We start from the raw sequence: 15,635 nt of genomic DNA on the forward strand, positions 1-15,635 counted from the left end.
AAAGCCCTCTAACGAAGAAGTGAGTGAGGCCTTAGCGGCGTTTCTCAGCAATAGATCTTGACACAGGTCAGTCTACGTTTGGTCGTCGCTGTGCTTGATGGTGCTTGGTTACCAACAGACGCTCTACGCTGAGGTGACGGCTAAAACTAAAGAAATGGCAGAGCGCACCCTGAGAATTTATAGGTTATATCCACCGGGGTTGCTAACCTGCCATCGCCATGAATCGCAGCACATTTCGTCGAGACCGTATTGGGCTTTCCAGCCCATAAGCTTTTCTGCTTTGGCCGACGAGGCGTAGCAGGTTGCAATATCTCCTTTTCGTCGAGCAGTAATCTTGTAGGGAATACTCTTGCCGCTTGCTTTTTCGAAGGCATGAATTACCTCAAGCACGCTGTAGCCTTCGCCGGTACCTAAATTGAAGATGTCGATTCCGGGGTGAGTCGCCATGCGTTCAAGCGCTTTTAGATGCCCTTCTGCTAGATCGACCACGTGTACGTAATCTCTAATTCCCGTTCCGTCCACGGTGTCGTAATCGTCTCCGAAAACTCTCACAAAATCACGGCGTCCAGCAGCTGTTTGAGCAACGTAGGGTATAAGGTTGTTGGGGATTCCGCAGGGGTCTTCGCCAATCAGGCCCGAGGGGTGCGCTCCGATGGGGTTGAAGTAGCGAAGCAACATGACGCGCCAGTCTTCATCGCTTGCTTGTAAGTCGGCAAGCACTTGCTCGAGCATGCTTTTTGTTTGTCCGTAGGGGTTAGTAATCGAGCCCTTGGGGCATTCTTCGGTAATAGGCAAAAACGCGGGGTCGCCATAAACGGTTGCAGAGGATGAAAACACGATATTTTTCACGTTGTGTTTACGCATGACCTCACACAACATCAAAGTGCCTGCGCAGTTGTTCCAGTAGTATTCCATCGGTTTTTCAACCGATTCGCCAACGGCCTTAAATCCGGCGAAGTGGATGACGGCATCGATCGATTCTGCCGCAAATACCGCATCAAGAGCGTCTTTGTCAAGGATATCAACTTCGTAGAAAACCGGTGCTTTTCCGGTGATAAGTTTAATGCGGTCGAGGGCTATTTTGCTTGAATTGCTCAAGTTGTCGACGACGATAACGTTGTAGTCCGCCTCTAATAGTCGAACGCAGGTGTGGCTTCCGATGAATCCGGCACCGCCAGTAACGAGGATATTCTTGTAGGTGCAGCCCATATGCTCTCCTTGTGTCGGGTGTGTGCGGCAGGTCCTGAATTCTCATTATACCAAGGTATATGGCTTCTGTGCTTGGTTCGCTGCTAGTCGCCACGCTGTGGCGGGTCGGTGGGGGAGATTGCGGGAATAGCGATAGCGCGGGGGCTGGCGTGCGCTGGCTGGTGTACCGATCATGCCGAGCACCGAGTGGTGAACAAGATCAGGGCGAAGTTAATCCTCGAACGTCACGCAAAAGGTGAGTCGCGAAAGTTCATTGGGGGCTTAGGATTGTTTTTCGGAGACTTTTGACAGTTTATCACGATGCTTTTTGATGCTTATGCTGCTTATGGTTATTGCAGCCAAATCGGTGCATTGCTCCAATCTTTGCCGGCATTCGTTACGGAGTCATCGGTGCGCTATTGCGCGCTATTGGTCAACCCCAACATATTGAGTTGACTCGTATACTCGCCATTTTCCGGAATCATTTGTTGACGCAGTAAAGATGACTGCGTCAACAAATGATGAATGGAGGAATCCGATAGTTCACTTGGGTGCGGGGCATATCGTTTACGAATTACTACGTTCTCTGCGCGGCTGATAAAGTTCTGTATTTGGTATCCCATCGCTTCGTCTGAAAAGAGGTCAAGGCTCGCACCACGCCTCGCACGGTGAAAGTCTACTGCGGTGGCGAGCGCATTGCCATGCACGCGCGCTGGCGTACGCATCTGCCAGAAAATGGTACGATCACCAATCCAGAGAGCAGAGAGCAAAGCACCATGCCAATTACCTTGACCACGACAGCGATTGGTATCGGTATGAGGCCGCCAACACAGGCCCCGCGACAACGAAGGTAGTCGAAGGTTTTCTAAACAAGGGTATCGCTGAAGAACAGGGATGGAGCTGGTGTGAGAAGCTTTTGAAGCAGCGTGAAACGCTATACCGGTGACCTGGAACAAGGTACCGATGCGGCTGCAATAATCACATACGACCAGTGATTTTTGGTTTTGGCTGCTACGCTGCCCCAACGAAGCTTTTTCATTGGATAAAGGGAGTTATCATGTTTGACGAAACGCAGCTTGCCCCGAAAAACGGTACGAGTGCAACCATTACCATCAAGGAATGGTTGTTGCTTGATTGCGTAAGCTTGCTCAATATTATTCCCATTTTAGGGTCGATTGCTTGCATCGTTATTTATGCCATAATCGCGTTTGGCTCATCAACGGCTATCTCGATGAAAAATCGCGTGTTGGCCAGCCTGGTTTGGTTCGCAATCTGGTTTGTTATCGCGCTTATTTTTCTTTTTGCCATGGGTGGTCTTGGCATGCTCGCCAGCGTGTCATCTTCGTACGCCAACTAATGACCCGCATCAAGATTTCGGAGACAGAAGTGAGAGAATTTACGATGCCTTCCGGATGGTTGAGTACGCAGGTTTGCTTCTGGTAAAGAAGTCTTTCGTCACCTGTGCTGGAAGACGAATCAAGATGTCTTTAGGCGGATAAGCATCAAAAAGCATCGTGATAAGTAGGCGATATGCTTGCCGCGAAGCGATTGAAAATACAGTTCTTCGGAATGCTTCTGCGTCATGGCGTTGTCCGGAACGAGAGAACGCCTGCCGGAAACCTCAGGGCAACCTGGACGCGACAATATCTCTTCTGGGCAAGTTCGATAAAGTTGTCGGAACCAGCGGCCAACACGACACTCGGTTTCTACCTCGAATCCGTCCTCGCAGGCTTGGATTGATGCATCGGAGTTACCGCTTTGACGTATGCGGCAACCATGGAGGACTTCAGCAGGTTCAAAATGAAAAAAGCGTTTCTTCTTGCTTTGGATTAACGTCCAGTCGAAAAGCCAAATGTGGCGAAGGTGGCTGTGGCGAGCGAGGTCGTACGCGAGATGGGGGCGCTCGGTCTTATGGCTCAAAAGGAATTTTCTATGACTAGGCGTCAAAACAATAAATAAATTTACAGACAAGAGTAAAGGGGTTTTCCGTGGAGGCAACTCAATCTTTTTCAATAATTCTTGCAGTGATTACAGCAATTACTACCGCATTACTGACGCTTGGGCTTTTTGCTTTCCAGAATCACATCAGCAGAAGCAACCAATTTAAAGATAAAAAAGCAGATATTGCAGCCGCTTTTGCAGCAAAAATGTGTTCCTCAAATGAGGAGCTTTTCATAAGCTGTCTTGACATAAACGGAGTATTTAATGGCTACGAAAAAGATCCGAGCGAAGCTCTTAATGCATCCCATATACGGCAAAATTCTGCCATAAATGATATGCTAAAAATGCTGATGCGTGATGGCTGTGAGATTGATTTTGTTAATACTGTGGATACGTGGGAAATTAACGGCGGGAATCTACTTCTTGCCTACAAAGATGATGTATTGAATTGCCATAAGGCTTTAATTCGGTTCAACAATATATTGTGCATGGGCTCGGGAAGACCGGAGAAAGATAGCTTAGACAAACTCCTAGCCATCAACAAGGAAATACTAACCTATTCACAAAATATTTTTAGTAAATGCCTAACAACCATGACGGCAGATGATATTAAGGGAATATAAGAGCAACAGCAGAGGAAAAGGGTGACCGCGGGATGTGCAGACTGCTGAGTCGAAGGGTCGGCAAGCTGTGGTAGAGTAAGATAATCAAATGAATCATGATTCGCAGTTCGCTGCTCGGCTGAATTACGAATGAAACGATTCCGCTCTGGAAGGAGCGCTATGGAAGTGACCTTGTTCGTCACCCGTTCTCTTTCCGATCTCAAAGCGTACCTCGATCCTGCGGATGTTGTGCGACTCAAGAACAATGCACTTTTTTCCTTTGACTACGCCGAGACACCAACCTCGCGCACGCCACGGCTCTACGTGCTCAAATCCGGCCACGCAACCAGCATATCCACCGCTCTCGAAACAACAGGCGCGATTACCGGTACCGATGCGGACATCGCCGCACTCCGCACCTTCTTCGTCAAAGAAACCACGTTTGCCGCCGAACGCGCAAAAGAGGGCGACACCTCGTTCGAGCAGGCTCTTACGTGCTTCTCAAGCGCTATCTACACTGGACTTCTCATTCTTTGCGCTGGCATTATGCCCCTCAATCCCACCTTGCTTGGCCCCTCCTCACTGGTCGGCGCTTTTACCTTTCTTGCACCCTTGGTGAATATTGCTCCCATCGACTTCTCAAAAGCATTACCCGATCCCATCCAGGCGCACGTGTCTGGCTATGTCATCGGAACGCCCGGCAAAGATGCTCCCGTCGTCACCGATGCCGCTCTTGCCAACTTCACATTGGAAACTGTTCGACTTGCGGCAGCCTATATCGACGACGATGTGACTTTAGCGCTGCTGACATGTCGAGTTGCCCTGCGACATCTTTTCTCGCTGCCGGTGTATACGGGCACGCCGTTTGTTCTGGTTGGCGCTTATACGGCCATGGCTTCAACATCGGCCTCGGCAGCGGGTATTGAAGCATATCGCTTCCGTGTTGTGAACACGGTGCGGCTTGCCTTTGCCAACCGCTGCTTACGGTCGGTCACTATCGAGCGAGCAACCAGTACGTTTACTCTGGAAAGTGGAATTGCACACCTCCGACTGTCCTGCGCTGGCTCGCTTGCGTTTGCGGCTCTAAACGAATCGTTTGATCCGCTCAGTTTTGGGCTCGATACGTCTTCGCAGCAGAACAAAAATGAAACCACGGTCGCAAGATGTCGCAGTACATCCTCCGCGCAAGCAAACGGACTCGCCTTCACAGGACTCGATCTGGTGCTCACCCTGCCTCCCGAAACACCCGCCCTAGACGCAAATTACCGCTCACTCGTGCTTGACGAGCATGCCTCCATCCCACGAGCCTCATCGTTTGCTACGCATGTACCCCATCAGGATCTCTGGTTTCTCAGCGACCAGGACGGTGGTACACCCGAAGAACTGGGCTTTCGATCAATGGCCACCCCAGCCATTGGTGCAGTACCTGTGTCGAAAGGAGCACATTGGTACGGCCTCGTATTTGCTGTCGAGCTAGTAGCCGGCTCGAATGCCGAGTTTCTGTTCGCCTTTCAGCCTGATGGTGTGCCTTACTGTGGTGTGCGACTTGCAGGTGCTGTCGGAGCGATGAAAGCAATGCTGCCAGCTACGTCACTGTTTGGGTTGCGTTTTCGTGAGCTCTCGGTTGGTACCTTTTCTCAGAATGGAGACTTAACATATCGCATTATTCTGCGAGGGCTGAAGGCAACCGTTCTAGGTATGCAACTTCCCGAAGGAGCATGCGATATTGTGCTGGTAGCGCGTGGGGGCGTACTCGGCTGGTATGCAGTGTATGACGTCAGCGGAAAGGAGAAGCACACATGACAATGCTTACTGCTACCGTGCATTCCTTGTATGCTGGCCACGGGAACTTTTACCATATAGAACTAACAAACAGCGAAGGTCAGCATCGACATATTATTGTTGATGCCGGAACAATGCCACGTCAGCACGACCCGAACAAAATTCAGGAAAACATCGACCAACTGCTTGCTGAGATTACCACCAATGCTGAAGCGGCCTCGGTAATTCTGTGCACCACCCACATGGATATTGATCATATTTTGTTTATGCGCCTCCTGTACGAATCAATTTGCCAGGTCAATCCAGCTATTATCGGCACCGTTGCCGTAACATTGAAACCAGGTGTGGAAATTGAGAGAAGCACGCAAACCACGCTGACTGCGTTCGGCGAGTTTGGGGCAGAAGAGTCCCAGCTGCTTAGCATCCCCAATGTCGCTATCATTGATTTAGGAGTAGAATGTCCATTCGATATCGTTTCCGATCCCAATCTTGATTTCGAGTTTTCCCTGTTGGCAACCTGGCTATGCTGCCCGGGTAATACGGAGGTGAACGCGAATTCTTCACTCTTCTTCCTGCGTTGTGGCACGTCTATTACGTGGTTTTTGGGCGATGCCACGGGAGAAACCATGCACAGGATACTGGAGGAAACCGCTACTATTGGTGAAACCATTGCGCATCTATCCCGTGATACGAACAAGGTGTTTGTTACCACGCCACACCATGGCTCTATACATTCGCTGAACGAAGCTAGTTTTCTGAGCGACCTTCCCGATGGCCAAGGTATTAACCCCGCGAATTTTAAGGCATTCCTGGGTACTCTGCATCAGGGTGGCGGGATTAGCGGCCTCTTTGTTAATGCAGATTTTGATGATGAGTTCAGCCACCCCGACGATTGGACACTGTGGTTTATGGCTTCCTCTGTGCGTGAGGATCCTGAAGCCGAAGATCGACACTACCTCACCTACAAGCACGTCAACGGAGGCTATGCGAATCTGGCGGATACCTCGGCAGCTGGAAAGTTTTGGACAAACTATACAACAAAGCGCGGCATTTATCCCGCCTTCATCCCAACGGTAACAGAGGTGAGAGACGAGCAGCAAGTAGTTATCGATGTCACACTTCAGGGCTCGGCTTACAACGCCGACATTGTTGTGGCAACGTTCGAGTCAAATTCAGCACTGATGCCGTTCCCATCGCCACCACATGAAAACGAATTCGCACATGAAACATCTACGCGCGACGCAGCAAGGGGTACTTCGTTCAAAGACCTCTTCGGCCCTTCAGGGCGCATGTTTCGCAAAAGCAGCACCGGGTATGGTTGTTTTGATACTGAAGCTGTGAACTTGCTTGCGTTGAGCGATTATCGTGTGGACGAAAGCGGTACCTTCACGGGAAACATCGATGCCAGTGCGAGCGCGTTTTCTTGCTACGGATGGCTGAATGGCACACGGGTAACGGGGGTCACTGCGGGCAATGGTGTGTTCTCGCTTGTTGCGCCTGTCGGGGTAATAGCGCCTTCCTTCGGGTCGTTTCCCTTGGTTGCAACATCTGCCTGCGTGCATATTGATGGGTGCGCCAAGCACGCTTCAACACCCGCTCACACCAATGCTGATCTCGTATGGACAGCAACTATGGGCACAACAAAGCCACTGCCGGTTCTTGTGCATGTCCCCTTGCTGTGTGACTCCCTGTCTCGGGAAGTGGTTATCAACGTGGGAGAACCTGGTCAGGGGTCATCCATTGCAGATTTGGCGCAGGTTGTAGCGGATCTGGTTGACACGACGGTGAATTTTGCGAACCTGTTTCCGGCCTCGCTTCCCTTTACAGCAAACGTGCGGCTCTACACCGTCCGGTTGTCCCTTGGTCAGGCCCAAACACTCACATTTGGCGCAGCGCAGCCCGTCGTGAAAGGGGTCGCGCTTACGTTTGGCTATGAGCATACTCCCATTTCAAACGCCCTTGAGTACCTGCGTTTTACCCTGGGGTTTTCGTTGCCTAAAAAGCTCGGCTGCGCTACCTTGAGTTTGGAGGGGAAGCTTACGCTGTTCGGCGTGCCCTTGCGTTTTACTGCCTGCGCCCCACGCTGGCAAGCAAGCGTCCGAACCGACTTACCCGAATCGCTTGCTATTGCCGAGATAGCTGCCGCCTGGAGTTGCAGCATACCGTCCGCGTTTGCGCGAGTCGGGCTGGCCACGGTATCGGCTTCGTTTTCGATGGTGGGTCTTGCAGGTGATTTGAGCACCTCTACCTTTGACCTCTCGCTGTTTTTGGGATTTGATTCCGCAGCACAAAACCTTGCTGTTGTACTGAATAACCGCTTGTCACCTGAGAAAAATGCAGAGGTGGCCAATGGTGTGTTGGTTCAGTTTCTTGGCGGTACGTTGACACTTGCTCGTACGGGCGGAGCGCTTCGGATGGGTGCTTCGGGCACCCTGGGGTTCTACCGCGAGGACGGAACATACTTATTCGGATTCGAACTCGCGGGCAATCTGGCTCGCTTTACCGGACTGAATAAAAAAGATGGGCCAACCAACCTTATCCTTAGCGGACGCCTCATCCCTCATTGCATTGACGCGACGGAGACGATCACCGAACCGTCTTTTCCCTCATTTGCTAGCCTCTACACAGCAATCACTGGGTTGGCGGCGCCTTCATGCTGGCCCACCCTCGAAATCACCTCCCTCGTAGCAGCCGCCACCTGTGCGGAGACGTTTTCAATCACCTCGTGTTCGGGCGGCATGCGGGCGACGCTTGACAACAGAAGCGTGTTCCCCCTCAAAGTATCGGTTGAAGTGAACGCGGTATGGAATGCTCGTGCGGGCACCTGTTCCCTCGCGGGATCTTTCAAGCTGGGCGAGCGGTTTACTATCCGCGCACGGGCGGTTCTCGGAAGTGCCAGCGTATCTTGGACGCTTGAGTTGGTGCTGGGGACGTTGCTGTTGAAGTTTTCCTGCAAAGGATCGAAACTTACGGCTACTGTCGAAGTTGATGCGAGCCTGGCTGATATTGTGGACGCGTTACTCAAGCTGTTCAACTGGGAAGATTCGTTCAAGCGTACGGGTGCGTGGTCGTTTCTGAACAGCATGAACTTCAAAGGCACGAAGGTGACATACGACACAGCAACGTCGATACTGCGTCTGGATGTAGTTCCTTCCTGCTCATCATCCTTTCTTTCACTCGAAAGCTTCGCCGTAGTCTCAGGCGGATCAGGGGTAACTTTCGAAGTTGCAGGCGACTTCGACGGGGTAAAGTATCCAAAGAGCAAGCCGCTTATCGTCGCGCCAAAAGATCTGCCTGTTCCAGGTGGAAATGCGCTCAAGGTTGAGTACCTGGGTTTGGGTGACCGCGTTGGGATACCGGGTATGAATACAGCTTCGGTCGAGCGGGGACTGGAAATTGTGCGTACAGCGCTACACCTAAGTGTTGAACCTGAAGCCCTTACGGTTGAGAGCGATGCCGGCATCTTGCTAGCCGCTGACTTTACCGTTGCGCAGGCGGTGCGTGTGCAGTTACTGTACTATGGGAAGGCCTCCTTCATCGGCGGTCGTTTTCATCTGTTCGGCGACAGGGCGGGGCCGCTTGCAGGGCTGGTTGCAGAGTTTTCTTACGTGCGCATTAGCAACCAGTTGGGTGTGTTCTCCGGCGAATTCATGCCGCCTGCTTCTCTGCGAGCCATGCGGTTAGGGGCGATGACCTTCGGCTTGGGACGTCTTTCCGCTCGCATATACACCAATGCAGATTTTGAGATTGACCTGGGATTTCCAAAAAATTCAGACTTCGGTCGCTCCTTCTCGTTTACTTATGGAGTGGTGTCGGGTGCGGGCGGGGCGTATATTAAGCGCCATGCCGCTGCAACGCCGAGCAGCATGCCGGCAACCACAAAAGGGCGATTCACGAATGCCTTACAGTTGGGCTTGGGTATGCGCGTAACTCTGAGCAGAGGTGTGCGGGCAGGCTTATTGTCGGCGACGGCATACTTCATGATGCAGGGTATATTCGAGGGTGCCTATGCTACCTTTATTCCTTACGCGCACTCAGCCGACGAAGGGCATTCGCTGGCTCCTGCCAGCGCGACAAGCACGCCGTATTATCGGCTAGAAGCTAACGTTGTGCTTGAGGGACGTCTTGAGGGAAGCGTGAACTTTGGCCTGGTGGGCGCATCAGTGACCGTGCAGGCACGGGCTACTGCGCGTCTTGTGATGGAGGCCTACCGGGCCGCCTCCGTCAGCGTGACGGTGGATGTGCGTGCGCAGGCTCAGATTCGTGTGGTGTTCGTGCGCATCAAGTTCAGCTTCTCTTTGTCGGCGCGAATCGATTTCGAACTAGAGCCAGGCGGACGAGCGCCTTGGGATAGCGGGATTGTTGTAAGCGGGTTGGCTAGCAGCGAGGCAGGAACCCCACGTCACCCGCTTCGCCAGATTGAGCCGCCGGATCGGCTGGTGCTGCCCTTACCGGCAAACGAGATACAAACGATTGCAGTATCGGTTGTGCCGTCGTACTCCACCCGTGCAGGTTTGAGTACGGTGGCATTCATAGGAGGGGTTTCCGCCGACGACTTCTCTGTAATCGTCGATGTCCTTGCCCAGCTTATGGAAGCAAATGAGTATATGGAAGAGGTGGGCACGCTTGAGTTGTTCAACAACGCCCGGCTGTTCTTAAGCCCTGCTGAAATCGAAGCCTTTCTCGGCGAGCGCTTCGTGTTTGAATACTCGTTTATCGCCCCACGCACCCTTAACGAGACTGCTGTGCTTATGCCATTGCCTGCCTGTTTCGTTCTGAGCGTTGAAACGCGTTATGCTTCGGGTCAATCGGACATCGCACGCCGCAACTTTTCGGACGCATTTCTGGTGAACGATGCGTTTTTCGATGCGATGGATGCCTACTATGCCTCTACCTCGGACGAGAGAAGGGCGGCAACACAACGACGAGCGCGTGAGCGGACCATACGGCATACCACCGGGCGCGACAGTCAAGAGCGGGTGAGCCTTGCTCGGCAGATGTTCGCCGACTACTTCGAACTTGTCATCACGTGTCTGCGCGCCGAGCATGAATCGGCACGGGTGCGGAATACTCCCTTTAACGCCCGAACCCTCACTGCGCAACAAAGTGCCAATATTGCTGGCACAGCTATGCATTTTTTCCTGGGAGGGCACCGTGTACTCGATGAGCAAGAAGACCTCTGTAGCGATGCGGGAGCTAGCGCGGATCCGGGTATTAACCTTGCCGCCCCGGCCAATGTCGAAGACGAACTTGCGGGTAACTTCGAGCGTGCCGGTGAACAGGTGTTCCTGATGACTACCTGCGATGTTGTGGAGTATCGCTACGCGCTCTCGTTCGTCGATGAGCACCCTGCATGGGTGCGATTCGCCGAAAGCGACCCATCGATAGGAATCGCCCTTACCCGAGAAGCAGTGATCAACATGCTACCTCCCTCGTGGTACGCAGCCCAAACGCACTACCGGGAAAAGCCCCACGTGCGCTCATTCTTCCGCACCGAGACAGTTCCCTCGTTCTCATTGCCCGCCACGCTTGCCACCAATAAGGCTCGTCTCTACGATACCGGGGTGCATATGAAGCCGGGAGAGCGCTTCATCTTCTCGATAGAAAATACTCCTGGAGCACCTGCTATACCGGCCAACCCACGATGGGTGGGTCTTTGCAAGATCAATCTGTTGAAATGCAACGACAAACCACTTATCTGGTCTGTTGTGGGGTCGGCTTACACGTCTGAAATCGCATCGTGGTTGGCATGCAAACAGGGTGATATCGACGAACTTGTGCTTTTGGCACCCACGAAAGCAGCCGACGACGACCAGGTGTTATCTGTGTGCAGTGGCGCGACAAGCTACTTTGTGCGCGGATTGGACGGATCGTCGCGTGCCGATTCTTTAGCCTTTTTCGAGGATCGCAGTGCGTGGCTTGCGCTGCTGGCTCATGCCTGCTCTGTTGAACAACCCTGCTTCTTCGGATTCCAGGATGCAGCAGCATGTAGCTTTGCCGCTCTTGATGAATTCGAGTTGATCGTGTGCGTAGTACATACTTTCGCCGAAGCGTATCCGCATGGATTTGGCACCCTATGGCTCGATGATTCAACTGCGCCTGATGAATTGACAGTTCAGCCAAGCACCTCAGTCGTTCAGGCATCCGTGCCGCAGGGAAGTTTGATAATAACGGCGCTAACAGTGTCCGAGTCGCTTAATGAAGATGAACAACGGCTCTATGACGTCTATGGGTCACTAGCCGTGAGATTGAAAGGTGAAGGATATCACGAAACACCGCCCTTTGTCTCGCGCGATGAAGCGTCGGTGGGAGCTCGCGATGAACTGACGGATGGGCGCCGACAGAGCGTCCAGCTTCCTTTTGCACGCAGTTTGGGTGCCGATGATGTGTATGGCCCGGTTCGTTCTCGCACCTCCTTGCGTGTAATACCTCTCTGGATTGACCTGTTCGGCAATGCCCACGAAGAGCTTGACTTGGCCGTTACCTATGAACCCCGCTATGTTGACGAGTTGATAGGATTTTGCGCATACCCGGGGTTTTCCGCCCAGTTCAATTTTGTACGTATCGAACTTTGTGATAATGACGGCTTTGCCAACGACTCAATTGAAGTGACGCTTTCCTATCGACCCACCGATGAACGGAGTGTGCTCGGTGAGGATACTCTCGAGGATGCGCTGCTGCAACTCAAACAGCCTGACGTGGAGGTGGTGCTTGATTCGCCACTTGTCGCGGGCAGTCCAAAATCTTTTGACAAGACGCGACTGATTGGTTTTCTGCAAGACGTGGTGCGTAGTCCGTCAAGCTGGGCGAACTGTACAGAATACTTTGAGCTCATTGAAACGGCGGAAGGATTCATCAGCGTTGAGGCGAACGTTATCGTAACGCGGTCTGAGGCGCTTGTGGAAGACGGTGCTCCTGCCTCTGTGCAGCGTAGTACCACAAGAATTACGTACCGCGACAGCGCTCGAGAGATGCGCAACGACGAACCATGGCTTGTTCGGGCATCTCTGTTTGAGGCCGAACGGGGATCCTATGCACTTATCAATCGGGCGCCACTTGCGATTTTTGCTGACGTGCAGGCGTACGCCCTACGCATGTTGCCCCTTGTTTCAGGAGGGTTTTCCGGTGATGTAGCGCAGGGGGTGGATCCTAAAACTGTAGAGCTCAACGCTGTCGACCTTCAGCAGGGGCTTGAGCGGTTCATGAAAGATATTGCCTCGCTGTTTGAGCCGGATTTACTCGCACGGTTCGCGTGTTCGTCCACGCTTGGACCGCAGCTCGACGACGCATTCTCGCTGCGTGCCCGCGCTGCTACTGCTATTGCTTCTCGCCTTGCTCCCCTTAACAATGCCACGCCCGAAGCGATAACGCTTGCGGCTCGCAAAGCGCTTTCCGCCACGCTGCGCACGAAGCCCGACCTCTCGCTTCCTTGTGCGCTTGTCCTTGCCGGAGCGGTCACGCGAATGGGTGCAGATTCAGCTGATATCTTTGGCATCCACGGTGCTGTTGGTGAGGGCGCTGGTTATCCCACCAGGATATATGCTGCCGATATGACATTCGGTTGCGTACTAGATACCCAAGGAAAGCCGTTTGCTCTCGATGACTTATATTTCAAAGTAGAGCGTTTAAGTTGGGTAAACGGAAACATTACCCAGTCGCTCACGCCGGCGAGTGGGATGACGGGTTTTGATCGCATAGTTCTGAGTGCAATCGGAGATGTTTCGGTTCCAGGGGGGCATCGCCCAGCTGCTCCAACTATTGTGTCGGTAACCCCCGCAGAGCAGGTGACGACAGTTGCGTTGGAACTGGAACTGTACTCGAGCGACACAATTGAATGGATACTTTCGGCCAACCATATACGTGGAAAGGCTGCTTTTGCCTGTGCAGTCCAGCCATCAGGCATCTTCAACATGGAGCGCTATCGACGTGAAAGTCCGGCGCTTATCGAAGCGTGGGACGACGAATCCGTAGGTAAGCTGCTGGATCTCATGAGTATCTATCTGGATGGACTTGAGACATTTTCAGTTGATGAAGAAGCGGCACAGGGCCAGTCAGGTGTTGAGCAGGGCGCTGATCAATTAGTCCGCTTTACCCCTGTGGGTAATGCCGAGGGCTGGCTAAGTGGCCTTGTGGCGACAGGTGCAACGGAGCAGATAGAGCAGGTATCGTATCGCCTAGTATATTCTGAGGACATTACAATGAGTCGCGCTGCGAACGCCACGACATTCCTCTTCGACCCCACACGCCTACCCTTCGATGGCGAACGTCTTATCTTGACGGTCCTCTGGAAGGATGAGGCATTGTTTACCGCCCGCACCGGTACAGTGCAGCTTGCGTATCGCCCCGAGGTGTCGCCAGGCGTGCCAGCAAATCCCTTATTCCATCAGAAGAGCGCGGCGCTTTCGTTTTAGCAACACCATTGGTTATCATCGCCGCAAGGCGATGGAAAGGAGTACGACATGGACATCGATAATAAGGTTTCCCAAGCACTCGACACGCTCGCTGCAGCGGCCGATTGGAGCAGAACATCCTTCGGATGGGCGTATCCTTTTACCGTAGGAGATGCCGAAGCTGCCGCCCTGCGTACCTTGTACGGCGGCGATGAAATGTTATCTACAGAATTCCCCTTGTTTACCGCGCGTCTGCAAGCTGCAATCGGACGGCAGCCCGTCAAAGCAAACTCCGATAAACCAATGAGTTTTGTTCTTGTGCGCGATATCGAATGCACGAACAACCACATTTCTGCCGTGGCTGACATCAGCTTGAACCTTGTGCCCGAGCGGCTGATGGTCTCGCTTGTTCTGCGTAAAAACGGCGAGGTGATAGATCAGATTCACCGGGTTTTGAGCAGTGTTGCGGCTACCAGTATAGAGCTCCAAAGCACCAGTTCTCTTGCTGATGATGATGTTGTTGAAGCGCTTGTTGTGGCAACATGGGACACGTCGGGTGGCATTTTCGCCACATGCATGGACCGCAGCGAATCGAGCGTGGGAGCGCTCGATTCGGTTGCCGCAATTCGCATGGCGCACCCGGTTCTTCGCTGGCCCAACAGCACGCCAGCCCCCATTATTGCCGGCAGTCCGTCTTTCGACTTAGCTTGGGCTGTCCAGCCTGTTCAGGGTCATGACCGGACGGACGTATGCTTCTTGCGTTCGCCACAAACAAGTCTTATCGATTACGTGTACCCAGAGGAGCGACCAGCTGGCAGTCCGCAGCCGATGTCGCTTGATATTCGCGGCGAAGTAATCCTTGTGCCGGAGCGCACATTTGCGGGCTTTACCTCGGCAACCATTGGCCTGTCTGCACCAACTCCACAGCCCGGTAAGGCGGGAGGCGGTGTTCCATACATTGTTGAACTGGACGATAAGTATTTCCATGACGAAGGAAATACATTTTCGTTTGCGTTCCCGACAGAATGGGGAAGCATGATTGAAGACAGTGTTCAAACAGGGAACAGACCCTACGATATTGATATAGATATCAACTTCAACACCGACAAGGGTGCGGCTCGCCTCTCCGTCACAAGCAAGGCGCCTGCGCAGGTTCCTTGCTCCAAACCGAGCCCGCATTATTCGTCCATTCCTCCGATACAATTGTTTTGGGGATGCCTCGAGGCATCCATGTTTGTCCTTATGGCTGATGGAAGCCAGAAACAAATCGACAACATACGAGTGGGTGACCTTGTTGCGTGCGAGACGGGACATACCGTCGTTAGCGACATCATCCGAGGTCGTGAGAGCGAAATCATTCACCTCGAAACGGAACAGGGAGCGGTTTTACGCGCAACTCGCGACCACCCCATAGTTACCACAGAGGGTTTGAAGTGCGCCGACGAAGTGGTGACGGGGGATACGGTGATGATGGCAGGGGGCAGCCGCGAAGTCATACGCTTTCACTATCCCAAAGATGACGGCTATGAGGTGTGCAACTTGCTGCTTGAGGGCGATTCCCAGCACTTCTTTGCCAATGGTTTTGCGGTAGGAGACAACAATGTCCAAGGTCAGATGCAGTGTAAGCGAGGAGAGGTTGACGCCTTACCTATCCCACAAGATGTGCTTGCTGAAATCGATCGCATGCGTCGCATACTTGAAGGCCGAGAGAGCTGATCCGCCGATTGTGCTA

7 protein-coding genes are annotated in these 15,635 nt (G+C 52.8%); 5 read left to right on the forward strand and 2 right to left on the reverse strand.

Translation table 11 applies throughout. The annotated features are described in order from the left end of the window. Positions 1-177 precede the first annotated feature (177 nt). Both galE and RR842_RS06820 read right to left on the reverse strand, forming a co-directional pair. Positions 178-1,209, reverse strand: a complete 1,032-nt coding sequence (gene galE, locus RR842_RS06815; protein WP_332729309.1) for a UDP-glucose 4-epimerase GalE — start codon at positions 1,207-1,209, stop codon at positions 178-180. Between the two features lie 395 nt (positions 1,210-1,604). Next, on the reverse strand, positions 1,605-1,958 hold the full coding sequence (locus RR842_RS06820; protein ID WP_332729310.1) for a hypothetical protein: 354 nt from the start codon (positions 1,956-1,958) through the stop codon (positions 1,605-1,607). A gap of 287 nt (positions 1,959-2,245) precedes the next feature. Between RR842_RS06820 and RR842_RS06825 the strand changes: the two genes are divergently transcribed. From RR842_RS06825 to RR842_RS06845, 5 genes are all read left to right on the forward strand, one after another. Next, positions 2,246-2,545, forward strand: coding sequence for a hypothetical protein (locus RR842_RS06825; protein WP_332729312.1), 300 nt, complete (start codon positions 2,246-2,248; stop codon positions 2,543-2,545). Positions 2,546-3,176: 631 nt separating this feature from the next. Then, the gene (locus RR842_RS06830; RefSeq protein ID WP_332729313.1) at positions 3,177-3,752 is read left to right on the forward strand and encodes a hypothetical protein; all 576 of its coding nucleotides are present in this window, start codon (positions 3,177-3,179) and stop codon (positions 3,750-3,752) included. A gap of 159 nt (positions 3,753-3,911) precedes the next feature. Continuing rightward, complete coding sequence (locus RR842_RS06835) at positions 3,912-5,534, forward strand: hypothetical protein (RefSeq protein WP_332729314.1); 1,623 nt, start codon at positions 3,912-3,914, stop codon at positions 5,532-5,534. Continuing rightward, positions 5,531-13,924: a hypothetical protein gene (locus RR842_RS06840; protein ID WP_332729315.1), complete on the forward strand. Its 8,394-nt coding sequence runs from the start codon at positions 5,531-5,533 to the stop codon at positions 13,922-13,924. The genes RR842_RS06835 and RR842_RS06840 overlap by 4 nt, the downstream gene beginning before the upstream one ends. A gap of 48 nt (positions 13,925-13,972) precedes the next feature. Next, positions 13,973-15,619: a Hint domain-containing protein gene (locus RR842_RS06845; RefSeq protein ID WP_332713416.1), complete on the forward strand. Its 1,647-nt coding sequence runs from the start codon at positions 13,973-13,975 to the stop codon at positions 15,617-15,619. The last annotated feature ends 16 nt before the right edge of the window (positions 15,620-15,635 follow it).

The organism is Gordonibacter sp., assembly GCF_036667095.1.
Lineage (GTDB): Bacteria > Actinomycetota > Coriobacteriia > Coriobacteriales > Eggerthellaceae > Gordonibacter.

Coding starts and splice junctions, on each gene's coding strand:
- galE (WP_332729309.1), bottom strand. CDS start 1,209: ATGGGCTGCACCTACAAGAATATCCTCGTTACTGGCGGTGCCGGATTC.
- RR842_RS06825 (WP_332729312.1), top strand. CDS start 2,246: ATGTTTGACGAAACGCAGCTTGCCCCGAAAAACGGTACGAGTGCAACC.
- RR842_RS06835 (WP_332729314.1), top strand. CDS start 3,912: ATGGAAGTGACCTTGTTCGTCACCCGTTCTCTTTCCGATCTCAAAGCG.
- RR842_RS06840 (WP_332729315.1), top strand. CDS start 5,531: ATGACAATGCTTACTGCTACCGTGCATTCCTTGTATGCTGGCCACGGG.
- RR842_RS06845 (WP_332713416.1), top strand. CDS start 13,973: ATGGACATCGATAATAAGGTTTCCCAAGCACTCGACACGCTCGCTGCA.